This window comes from Ruminococcus sp. YRD2003 (assembly GCA_900109435.1).
In the GTDB taxonomy this organism is placed as follows: Bacteria; Bacillota; Clostridia; order Oscillospirales; family Ruminococcaceae; genus Ruminococcus; species Ruminococcus flavefaciens_G.
The window spans coordinates 1-12,596 of sequence record FNZT01000022.1 but is presented as its reverse complement, the minus strand read 5'-3'; the positions used below and the strand labels follow the sequence as shown (position 1 = coordinate 12,596).

The 12,596-nt window shown below is 49.0% G+C and carries 5 protein-coding genes; 1 reads left to right on the top strand and 4 read right to left on the bottom strand.

Features of this window, described 5'->3' with window-relative positions; genetic code table 11:
• Positions 1-1,543 (bottom strand): leucine-rich repeat domain-containing protein (locus BMX22_RS16610; protein ID WP_177173043.1); only part of this gene is annotated, 1,543 nt, incomplete at its 3' end.
• Positions 1,544-1,604: 61 nt separating this feature from the next.
• The gene (locus BMX22_RS14740; protein WP_074743313.1) at positions 1,605-6,314 is read right to left on the bottom strand and encodes a S8 family serine peptidase; all 4,710 of its coding nucleotides are present in this window, start codon (positions 6,312-6,314) and stop codon (positions 1,605-1,607) included.
• A gap of 852 nt (positions 6,315-7,166) precedes the next feature.
• Here BMX22_RS14740 and BMX22_RS14735 point away from each other — a divergent pair.
• The gene (locus BMX22_RS14735) at positions 7,167-9,836 is read left to right on the top strand and encodes a DUF6055 domain-containing protein (RefSeq protein WP_074743311.1); all 2,670 of its coding nucleotides are present in this window, start codon (positions 7,167-7,169) and stop codon (positions 9,834-9,836) included.
• Positions 9,837-9,889: 53 nt separating this feature from the next.
• On the opposite strand, the gene BMX22_RS14730 is transcribed toward BMX22_RS14735, so the two are convergent.
• Positions 9,890-12,109 carry a DUF4434 domain-containing protein gene (locus tag BMX22_RS14730; protein ID WP_074743309.1) on the bottom strand — a complete coding sequence of 740 codons (2,220 nt, stop codon included), beginning with the start codon at positions 12,107-12,109 and terminating at the stop codon, positions 9,890-9,892.
• A 118-nt stretch (positions 12,110-12,227) separates the two neighbouring features.
• Positions 12,228-12,596: hypothetical protein (locus BMX22_RS14725; RefSeq protein WP_074741810.1), on the bottom strand; the 369-nt coding region annotated here is incomplete at its 5' end.

The following is a 12,596-nucleotide window of genomic DNA, read 5'->3' as shown; positions in this document are numbered from 1 at the left end:
CAGTCGTGCTTGCCGCAGCCGTAGTCGTAGCCTTTGCAGTCGTGCTTGCCGCCGTAGTCGTAGCCTTAGCAGTAGTGCTCGCTGCCGCCGTAGTCGTAGCCTTAGCAGTCGTGCTTGCAGCCGCCGTAGTTGTAGCCTTTGCAGTCGTGCTTGCCGCAGCCGTAGTCGTTGTGATCGTTACAGTTGTTACAGCATCAAGGCAATTGAATGCGAAGCCGTTCTTTTCAGCATATTCCTGTGCTGCGGTATTCTTGTATCCGCTCATTACAAAACCGGAAGATACACCGGCAAAAGCCCAGTCACCGATCTCTGTAACAGTTTTTGGAACTGTAACTGCCTTGAGAGAAGCACAGTCCGCGAAAGCGCCTGCACCTATTGATGTTACCTTCTCGGGAATAACGATCTTGTTAAGAGCTGCGCATCCTGAGAATGAATAATCCGAGATCTTTGTTACTGTTTCCGGAAGAGTGATAGTTTCGAGAGATGAACAGCCTTCAAAAGAGCTGTCACTGATTTCTGTTATTGCCTTGGGAAGTTTGATGCTCTTGAGCTTGGAACACTCTGTGAATGCGCAAGTTCCGATCTCTGTTACCGAATCAGCTACAGAAACAGATGAAATATCTGCACATTGAAAGAAAGCGTATGTCGGAATATTAGTGATCCCGTCAGAAATGCTTACGCCCTTTATGGAGTCCTTGTACTCAAGATAATTGGTTTCTGTAAAGCTTCCCGAACCAGAAACAGTGATCATTCCGGCGCTGTCAATGACCCAGTTGGCAGAATCTCCTGCTGCGCCGCTGTGTACCGGAACAGGAACCGTAGTTACTGCTGTGGAAGTAGTTGTAGCTGTCGGAGCAGTTGATACAGCTGTAGTTGTTACAGGAGCATCAACAGGAACAAAAGGAATAGCGTTTTCTTCTGCGTATTTCTCAGCCACAGAACCTTTAACGCCCTTGATCGATTCAAGTTCCTGACAATCTACAAATACGTAATTTCCGATCGTTTTAACACTTGGAGGTATTGTGATAGTCTTAAAAGCGCAGCCATTGAATGCATTGTTTCCGATCGATTCAAGTTTATCGGATAACTTGATATCAGAAAGAAGTGTACAGTTTACAAATGCGCCTTCACCTATCTCTGTTACAGAATCGGGAAGAGTGATCGATACTAACCCGGAGCATCCGGTAAATGCATAAGGTCCGACAGAAGTAATACTGTCTGCGATCGAAACACTCTTGACATTTTCGAGGTACGAGAAAGCGACCTGTCTGATGCTTGTAACACCTTTTTCGATCACGATTTTAGAGATCAGATCACTGTAATCATCATAGGTCGTATCTGTCATGCTGCCGGACCCGCTGATCGTAAGAATTCCGTCACTGTCGAGCGACCATTTTACACCTTTTTCGTCTCCGCCTGTATCAACTGTTTCTGCTGCATATGTATTCAGATACATTTCAGAAACAGCAAGGGGCGAATATACAGCGCTTGAAAAAATCATTGCAAATGCTGAAGCTGCTGCAATTACTTGTTTTATTTTCATTAATTCTTCCTCACGTTTTTACTGAGCAAAACCGGCCAGAGACCGGTTTTGCAAATATAGTTTATGATGTTACTGTTACAGCCTTTGAAGCGTTAGCGCCGTCTGTAATAAAGAAGCTGATGGAGCATGACGGCGATAATACATTTTCGGTGTCACAATATGCGCCGATCTTTTGGTTTTCGGTATCCAAAACACATGATTCTTTAAGCTTGACTGTAGTTTTGGTAGTAACGCAGCTGTTTCCGTTATCTTCTGTCAGGACATTGATCAATGCATCTCCGCCGACATCGACCAGTGTATCAGCCGCCAATCCTATGGTGAACCCGACTAACGGACCTCCAGGAATGAATGATAATCCGAAACCTGCTCCCGTACCTATACCAACTTTGAGACTATTGTCAAATGCAACTTCCTCTTGATATACAGTATCTGTAGAGTTCACATAGCATCCGTTCATGGTAGCTGTTGTACTGAACATCGGCTGATTGTTATCAGTGATCTTCAATCCGTTGGCTTTAAGAACCAGAACATCCATCTTCATATTCTTGGTCTCGGGATGAACATAACAAGTTGCGTCGTATATTATATACTGTAAAGCAATATTTCTTTCATCGTACGCAACTGTTTTAACCGCCAGATATCTGAATCCGTCGGTTTCGTAAATTCTGATCGCTCCGTTTGTATTGACATTTCCTTTGAGAGCATAGATAGCGTCTTCGTAGTTGCCAAGTTTTGCGAGTGCATCTGTTATCTCATCACAAGTGCCGAAGTATTCCTTGCTGCATCCGTTAATATACCAGTTTGTCTGATACAGAGTATATGTAGCGGATTCTTCTTTTGCGTTGATAGTAAGTGTATACGGACCGAATTCATCTCCCGTAGCAGAGAAATTTACTGAATTAAGAGCAACAAGAATGAAATTTTCACCTGCCGGACCGGAAGTCAATGTTCTTCCGTTTTCATCCAATACCTTAATATTGGAAGAAGCAGAAACAGTCCAGTCAACATTAGTATTGAAACTGAGTTTAAGATATGTTAATCCGGTTGTTTCAAGAGTATCAGGATCGGTATTTGCATAATAAAGAGGCCATGAATACGAATCACCTAATCCACCGTCAGGTGTGAAATAGAATTCAGAGTATCCGCAATCCTCTACTTCAAGTTCAGCGGGTTCGGTTATCTGTTCTTCTTCGGATGTACCGCATACTTCACAAACGTGAGTTCTGATTCCGGCTGAAGTAACTTCCCATGCACTCCATGTATGATCTTTCTTTGGAATAACGATTTGCTGGAGCACCTTTGCGCACTTTGTGCATTTGCCGACCTTTAAGCCGGTTTCGGTACAGGTCGGTTCCTTAACAGTATCAAATGAACCGTTGAATGTGCAGTAGCCGCCCTTCTTTGGGATCGTTGTACTTGAGAGGATCTCACCGCACTTTGTACATCTTGCGATCCTTTCGCCGGCTTCTGTACAAGTAGGCGGAATAACCTCAAATGAGCCGTTGAACGAATGATATTCACTGCTCTTCGGGATCACTTCGGTCTCACGTTTACGGCAAACCGTACACTCATGAACTTTGAGTCCGTTCTCGCCGCACGTCGGGTTGGTGATTATTGTCCATTCGCCATATTTGTGAGTTGCGGGAATGGAATATCTGGAAACCACCTTTCCGCACTTTGTACACTTACCGACTCTTTCACCGGGGGTTGTGCAGGTAGGCTCAACGGTTGTTTCATAAGAACCGTTGAATGAATGGCCGGTAGGAGTGATCGTTTCAAAGACTATCTTTGAGCAGTTCTTGCATTTTCTGTATCTGCTTCCGGAAGTTGTACAGGTCGCAGAGTATAATTCTTGCCAGTCACCAAAATCATGTTCAAGCTTGGGAATGACAGCAGTTGAAACGACTTCACCGCACTTTGTGCATCTGCCTTCCTTGAGTCCTGTTTCGGAACAAGTAGGCTGCTTTACTGTATTATATGAACCGTTGAATGTATGACTTCCGCCCTTTGCGGGGATCTCCACTGTACTAACTACCTTACCGCATACTGTGCATCTGCCTTCCTTGAGTCCGTCTTCGGTACAAGTGGGTTCCTTGACAACTACATAGGAACCGTTGAAGGTATGAGCTCTTGCAGAGAGATGTACTGTTTCCATTCTGTTGCATATCGTACAGTACTTGAAAGCAAGTCCGGTCGATGAACAGGTTGGTTCAATTACAGTTTCGAGCGGTCCGTATTTGTGTTCAAGAGCAGGGATCTGGACTTCGCTGACTATATCGCCGCACTTTGTACATTTACCCACCTTGAGTCCCTTTGATGAGCAGGTAGGCTCCTTTACGGTCTCATATGAGCCGTTGAAAGAATGTCCGAGTGCATAAACAGTTTCGGTTTCGGTCTCATCGCATCTTGTGCATTTTCTTGTTCTTGAACCGTCCTTTGTGCAAGTGGCTTCTTTTACAGTAGTCCATTTGTCCCAGTTATGACCGAGAGGATCAAGCTGGACTTTGCTAACGACTTCGCCGCATTTATCACACTTGCCGACCTTCAGTCCGCCTTCGGTACAGGTCGGGAATTTAGTTGTAGTATATGAACCATTGAATGTGTGACCGGTAGCTGATGCTTTTGCTGTTTCGGATACGCCGCATCTGTTACACTTTCTTGTCCTTGTACCATCCTGTGTACAAGTCGGTTCCTTGGTTGTAGTCCATCTGCCCCAGTCGTGACCAAGAGCCTTAAGTTCTGTCTGACTTACTATTTCGCCGCACTTTGTACATTTTCCGGCTTTTATTCCGGCTTCTGTACAGGTAGGCTCCTTGATTGTTTCAAATGAACCGTTGAATGTATGTCCGAGTGCATAAATAGTTTCCGAGTCAGTTTCATCACATCTGGTACATTTCCTTGTTCTGAGTCCGTCCTCGGTACAAGTTGATTCCTTGACTGTGGTCCACTTGCCCCAGTTGTGACCGAGAGGATCAAGTGCGACTTCGCTGACGACCTCGCCGCATTTATCACACTTGCCGACCTTCATTCCGCCTTCGGTACAGGTCGGGAATACTGTCGTGTTATATGAACCGTTGAATGTGTGACCGGTAGCTGAAGCTTTCTCAGTTTCGGTAGCGTCGCATCTGTTACACTTTCTTATTCTGGTACCGTCTTCTGTACAAGTGGGCTCTTTATCAGTGGTCCATCTGCCCCAGTCGTGACCAAGAGGGTCAATGCCGACTTCGCTGACTACAGCTCCGCAGGTATTGCATTTGCCGACCTTCAGTCCGCCTTCGGTACAAGTAGGGAATACCTCGGTATTATATGAACCGTTAAATGAGTGTCCGTGTGCTGAGATCGAGGAACCTTCGATCTCGCCGCATCTTCCGCACTCTCTTTCCATCCAGCCGTCCGTCTCACAGCCTGCGGGTTTTACGGTCCCCCAGCTGCCCCAACTGTGTCCGAGGGGGTCAATGCCGATCTCGCTGACTACAGCTCCGCAGGTGTTGCAGTAGCCGACCTTTAATCCGCCTTCGGTACAAGTCGGATATGCCACTGTGTTGTACGAGCCGTTGAACGAGTGGCCGCGCGGGCTGGTATAAGAAGATTCCTTGTCACCGCATCTTGCGCACGTTCTCTCCTGCAAGCCCTCTGTTTCACAGCCGGCAGAGATAACGGTCTTCCATCTGCCCCAGTCGTGTCCCAAAGCCTTGAGGATGACTGTGCTGACTACAGCGCCGCATTTGTTGCACTTACCTACCTTTTTTCCGTTTTCTGTACAAGTAGGATAAGATTCGGTGTTGTACGAACCGTTGAACGAATGTGAGCACGCAGAAGCAACAACGAATGCATCTGCATTCTCTTCTCCTGCAAACTCAAAAGCAGGCTTGCTCAGCTGCATATCTGCTCTGAGCAGCGCGGGAGTATACTCACTGTTTTCTGCAAGAGCGGCCGCTGTTTTTCCTGCAAAAGCCGCAGCAGCTCCCGAAGTACCGTACTTTGACACCTCATAAGTATCCACATACGCGCCATAGTTTGAAGCAGACCATAGTGTGCCTTCGGATTCCCATGCACCTACCGAGATAACAGTCGGATAGGCAGCGGGGAAGCGCGGCTCATCGGTCGATTCATTTCCTGCCGCGGAAATAACGATCACATCATTTTCCTCGGCATAGTCGAGCGCCTCCTTGTAGAGGGAGGAGTCCTGAGCTCCCGCAAAGCTCATCAACACAATGTCGGCATTCTTTGATACCGCCCACATGATACCGTCTGTTACATCGGCAGCGGTACCGTTTCCGAAGTCATCGAGTACACGTACGTCGAAAACCTCGGCCTCGGGAGCAGCAGCCAGCAGCACACCCATCATCTCATTGCCGTGAGTACTGTCGATAGTTTCATCATCTACAAACGAAACTCTTTCACTCACCTGATAATTGGTGACGCCCGCATCAAGCAGCGCGATCCTGACGGTACCCGCATCAGAAAGCTGTCTGCTTTCTTCGGCGATTGCCTCTTCAAGATCGAGCTGTTCAATCAGCTCTTCGTGCTCGTGATCAGAGCATGATTCGTCGTGATCATGTTCACAATACAACTCGTCATGCTCGTGCTCGCAACACAGTTCTTCATGGTCGGTATCGCAGTGATGTTCTTCAAGAAGCTGCTGCTGATTATTCGCAGCAGAGCCGCTCTCAGCAAAAACAGTATTCGGGACATTCATGCCCAAAGACGTTGCGCTGACGACCAATGCGGAAACGGAAGCAAGTATTCTTCTTACATAGTTCCTTTCCAAAATAGCACCTCTTTCTTTAATAGAATAATAATATTATATCATTTTTACTCAATAGATAACAATTCTTTTATTGCTATCCGCAACTTTATTAACCATAAATTGCGATTCTTTTACTTTAAACGTCCCGTAATAAGAATACAGAGAGACATATCACTGCCAAAGCCAATACGCACCGAAATAAAGGCACATACAACTTCTCCCCAACGAAACGTACATATTATGCCCACTCAAAAAAACGAACGCCTCTCTATACGGGGAGGCATTATCGGAGCATATACCATATATTATTTTACTATAAGAGCCATATAGGCAATACTGCACAAAACCATCAGGCAGCCTTTGTGCGGTATTGCCTTAAATAATTCTGCACACACTCTTCTTGTTGCAAACAGAGAAAAAATCTGATAATATATAATGTAGAAGGGAGTGAGTATAATTTGGCAGATTTTTCCGACCTTATCAAAAATTCCGATAGAACACGCGGCTATTGACGAAAAGCATTTCGTCACGCTCACCGCAGACGTTTTTACAGAGATATTGCGCGAGCCTGACACAATTCTCAATAGCAGGAAATTACATAAACTGTGCTGCTTTTACTATTGAAATATACATTGCAAATCTATAGGCAATACCGCACAAAGCTTGTGCTGGAGATGCGCCGACAGATTATTCGTCAGATTGTATAGAAATTCCGCAGGCATACTGACGTATGTCAAGTAATTTCTGTGCAAGATGACGGAAAATATGCAAGCATATCCAGTACAAAGCCTTCAGGCGGGCTTTGTGCGGTATTGCCTATATAATAAAAGCAGATAGATCTGTTCGTGAAATACGACAAAGGAGGAAACCGTAATGGGGATAAAGAAATTACTGGCACTGACTTTCGGAGCGGTCATCGGTACATCGGCTTTTTCGGGAACAGGTGTGAGCTTCGGGGATGCAAATGCAGCGGACGAATACCTTATCCGCGATAAGTGGGGCTACTGTAAAACGGCGAATTACGTTGAATCCGAGCATTTCGTCATCTTCTACGGCAATAATGATACGACAGGGAAGGTGAACGACGCTTTTCTCAAGCGTAACCTTGAGGAGTACGAGCAGCTGTGGCACTGCTACGGCGAGTACCTCGGTATGGAGAATATGAACGTAGACATCTACGGCAAGAGCACACAGAAGTACAAGACGAACGTCTATCTCACCTACACGGGACTTGACCAGTATCCTGACGGCTGGGCATTTATGAGCGCAGAAGACGGCTACGGCATCGAGATAATCAGTCCCGAAGCTATGCTCGACGACCTCACTATCGCACACGAATTCGGACACGTTGTCACGATGCAGCAGAAGGCGTGGGTAGATCAGGGCATAACCGGCGCGTGGTGGGAGCCGCTCGCGAACTGGTTCCGTGAGATGTACCTCGGCAGCGAATACTACAAGGGAAGCGTGAAAACGGTATGGTTCGAGCCGTATATACGCAATCTCAGTCTTACGCTCCCTCACGGAAGGAACTACTATGAGGTGTGGCCGTTCCTCATTTATCTTTCGTACAATCCGGATAATATCGACGGTCTCGGCATTGACTTTGTGAAGCGCATGATCTCCGAAGCCAAACCAAATGAGCACCCGTTCACAACGATAGCCCGTCTGAGCGGAAACAGCGCACAGTTCATTTTCGGCAGCTATGCAAAGCGTATGGCGACGTTTGATCTTGGTGCAAAACAGGCATATCAGGCTGAGTTCAAGAAAAAGCTTGCCGAGTCGCCTTACTACTGGAACCTCTTCTACACTGTCCCCGAGGACAACGGTACAGGCTGGCTCAGGTCTCCGCAGGAAGAGGCGCCGATGCAGGGAGGTATCAATGTGATACCTCTGAAGGTGACAGGCGATAATATCTCCGTTGACTTCCGCGGCGTATCCGATGACAGCACCGCAGGCTGGCAGGCTTGTATCGTTACTGTTGACGGAAACGGCAGGGAGTCCTATTCCGACCTGTTCGGAAGCGGTGAAAGTATGAGCGTTTCCGCGTCGGGAGCGGCTGAGGCTTATATCACTGTCTCGGCAATGCCGTCTGAGATACGTATGGCAAATGCTTTCAGCAAGGAAGACACGGCACCGTACAGGGACAGTGACGAGCGCAGACGCTATCCCTATGAGATAAGGCTCACAGGCGCTGATGTGCAGCAGTCCGGCGGATATACGAAGGAAAGAGGACACGTTCACCCTAACGGCGGCGGCTGGGTAGCTGACACGGCGAAGGTGGCGGATACCGTATATGTCGGCAGGAATGCGATGGTGCTCGGAACAGCAGATGTTTCGGGAAATGTCCGCGTTGAGGACTATGCAGTCGTTGCAGGCAGCGCAGTCGTAAAGGACAATGCCGTGATAAGCGGTCACGCAGTAGTGAACGGCGGCGGCTGGATATATCTGGACGGCTGGGTATCGGGAAATGTTGAGGTCAGCGGAAATGCTGTCATAACCGACAGTGCAGTTGTTGCTACGGGCTGCAAGGTCTCGGGAAATGCGATGGTATGTCAGAAGGCATACATCAACGAGGCAGTGAATGTAACAGACAACGCCGTGATAAAGGGAAATTCCTACATTTACGGTTCGGGCACGTTCTCAGGACAGGCTATCACCGACGGAGACTATTCCAATGACCAGTCAAAGGACAGCGGTGTCGGATTCGGCTGGCTCGATGATAAAGGCTGGCACGCGACATCTGACGGCTACACGGCTTCATACGATTTTGCCGATAGCTCGGGATACTGGGCAAAGGATAAATATACCGCGACAAGTGCTCGTGTGTTCGGTGCTGAATGGGCGGAGGAGCGCACTTCGGCGAAGGGGGTTCTGAATCTCAGCGGAGGTGACGACTGCCTTATCCTTGACGAGTCAGCGCTCAGGTCGGAAGATCTTCAGATAAGTCTCGCAGCGCTCTGGAAGGGCGGCAGCGATAATCAGGAGCTCATTCATTTCGGCGATGATAAGGCTTATATAAGCTTCACGCCCTCGAATAAAAACGGAAAGGCAGAGCTCATTCTCACAGACGGAAATACGACCGAAAAGCTCACAGCTCCCGCTTCGCTGAGTAAGGGCGAATGGAGCAGGATAACTGTCCGTATCATCGGCGGAAAAGCAACTCTGCTGATAAACGGTCAGGTCGCGGACAGCAGGGAGGCAACACTTACCGCGGCTGATGTGATGAGCGCATCAGAGCATGATACCGCGGTCATCGGCAAGGGCTTCCGCGGAGCGGTGGACTACGTTCAGCTGAGCTTCAAGGAGACCCCCGAGCCGAACATCACATATTCAGGCAGCGAGACCCCCGATGACGGAGCTGTGCGCGGAGACGTCGATGCAAATGGCAGATTCGAGGCAGCTGACCTCGTGCTGATGAGCAGGTGGCTCGTCGGCGCATCGGACGCAAGGCTCAGGGATTGGAAAGCAGGAGACCTCTGCGAGGACGGCAGGCTCGACACCTTCGACCTCTGCCTTATGAGAGAGCTCATTGTTGCGAAATAACGTAAAAGTACAGATAGAAAAAGGGCACCCTCGGGATGCCCTTTTTTCGCTATTCAATCCATGAAAGTAACATGTTCGGATTTGTAGAACTCCGCACTGTCTGCGGGGACAAGCCCCTCACCGTAGTCGACCTTGTTGCCCTTTACGGAGAAATCGCTGAACCAGCCGTCAACCACATATATCCTGCGTGAAGTATCCTCCGCGCCGTATGGCTGATCCATGTAGAGCGTATTATTCTCGAAGACGTGGTGGTATCCCCAGCCCTCGACCTGCTCGTGTATCTCAAACGCCGCCACTATCTTTGGATTCTTGTTCCTGTAGCCGATGTTATCGTGAACGAAGCAGTCATTGCCCTTGATGTCGATGAAGCTGCCCGCGTAATTCTCGCCCGACATACCGTCGCCATAAAATGTGCAGCCGCTTATCTCGGTATCGGTCGTATACTCCTTGACGTCGATGTGCTCGGCGGCGACGTTCTTGAACGTACAGCCGATGACCTTATTGTGGTCGCACTTAAAATCGAACTCTGTCTTTTCCTTGGAGCTTCCGATGTATACGCCCTCGCCGTAGCCTGGAGTAACAAGACCTGTATCGTGGATATTGCAGTTTTTCACCGTACAGTAGGAGCTTCCGTCGCGGATAGCGACAGCCTCGGTACCCGTCTCGGATATCTCGCAGTTCTGAATCACTGTATGGTTGGAGTTATCGAGAACAATGCCCTTCTGCACGTAATTGCAGTCTATACCGTCTATCACCCACCGATCGCCCGTAATGTGCAGTATATAGCCGTGAGCCGTATCGGTCGCGTGCAGCAGCGGCGGAGCACTCGGGTCGAGAGCCTCAAGAGTAATCGGAGCCTCCTCTGTGCCGTCAGCCTCAGCGAGTATCTTTCCCTTCGAGCAGTCATAAACACCTGCGGCGACCTTTATCACATCGCCTGCCTTAGCGTTTTTCACTGCCTCACGAAGTTCGTCGATGTTCTTTACTATGACCGCATCCTGCTCTTTGACCGCCTGAACGAGCGCACTTCTCATCAGACAAAGGTCGAACGTGTCGAGCCTTCCGTCAGCACAGAAGTCAGCAGCCTTCCAGTCTCTCAGACGAGCGTCCGATGCTCCGAGCAGCCAGCGCTGAACTGCCACGATATCGGCAACAGTCAGCTTGCCGTCGAGGTTGACATCACCCTCAGTCCTCTCGCCGACAAAGTCCGAAAACTGCTTCATTCTGTCCTCATCGGGAGCGAAGTGGAAGTTCCACGAAAGGATTATATTCTCCTCGGCGAGGTCAGCCGTAGCCTGATAATTCCTGCGAAAGTCATCTATTTCTATTTTTTCGCTGCGCATATACGTGAAGTCCATAACGTAGCAGATGTTGTTCATCCAGAAGTGCATATGTCCGTCCAGCATCGTTTTCAGCGCCTCTGCCCACTCGCGCACCACCTCGGGAGAATAGGAATAGTTTCCGCAGTCCTGCATGGCGCAGATGTCGTGCGGACGCATCCCCGCAGTACCTAAAACGTCACTTAAGAAGGCGGTGAACTGCTGCGGAGTGGTATCGTTGACAGTAAAGAACGGGCTTATCATCAGCGGTTTTTCGGGACAGCTCTCGTTTATCGCGTCAACAGTCGCCTTTAGATTCTCGCCGATAGTACACACATATTCATCGGCATTCGAGCCGTCGCACGCCTTCTCAATGTTCCATATCTCATTATTGTAGTACCAGCCCGCTATCTGGTCGCCGTACTCCTCGCCGTAGCGGTCCCACATCTCGGTCACGAGCCCGCTGCAAAGCTCGGCATTATCAGCGCTCCATTCTGAGAAATAGCTTGTCGGCTCGCCGTAGCAATACTGCCACCATATATCGTCGCTGACCAGTCCCAGCCAGAGCTGCATATCATTAGCCTTTGCCGCTTTCAGCGCAAGCTCCAGACCGTCGCCGCCGTTGACTGTCGGCAGCTTGTCAGCCTCCGCCTTCGTCGGGAACAGGCAGTATTTCGCGGTGTACTCGTAATCCGCGGGGTCCTGTTCATTTCCGTTACAACTCTCGCGTATATAGTCCATTGAAGATTGCAGAATAAGCGAGTCGAAGCCCGCAGCTTTGGCGTCAGCGAACTCCTGTTCCCAGCGTTTCTCGTCCCAGTCCTGAAGGAATCTGGCTGTTGGTGTGAAAGAAGCGGTGAATTTGTGCGGGACATCAGCCGCGGACGCTCCCGCAGGCATGACTGATACGCCGCCTATCACAGCAGATAATACCATGCTAAATGATTTTTTCATAGAAGCCTCCCTCCCAGTGAATAAATGATATACTGATTATAACATACCATTTTTCAAAAAGCTACATAAAAATTGCTCTTTTACAGAATAACGGCGTCTCAAGGACGCCGTTTTAGTGTTATTCCTGCTTTTTGTAGACAGCAACGACGTAAAGCTCGCGGCTGTCGTCGCGCCTGTCATATATCACGTTGTCCACGACGGGCAGGAGGTGGTGAAAGCCCTCGCGATTCGTGCAGTGGACGCAGTAAACGCCGCCTTTCAGTTCGAGCGCGCCAACCTTTATTTCATCATATTCTTTCAGCTTGGATATGCCATGACTCTCCATATACCGCTCGAAAACAGCTTCATCGTTGTACGTCCCGCAGCCGAGCTCCTGCGCAAGCTCAGTCAGCTCCGACTTCACCGCGTCGTACTCCCTGCCCGTGAGCTTAGTCATAGTCCGCACAACGCAGCTTTGCTTGTCGTCGCTCGGGTTATAGTAAACGAA

Bases quoted from the DNA above. Each gene is read 5' to 3' on its own strand.
- BMX22_RS14735 (WP_074743311.1), top strand. From the start codon at position 7,167: ATGGGGATAAAGAAATTACTGGCACTGACTTTCGGAGCGGTCATCGGT.
- BMX22_RS14730 (WP_074743309.1), bottom strand. From the start codon at position 12,109: ATGAAAAAATCATTTAGCATGGTATTATCTGCTGTGATAGGCGGCGTA.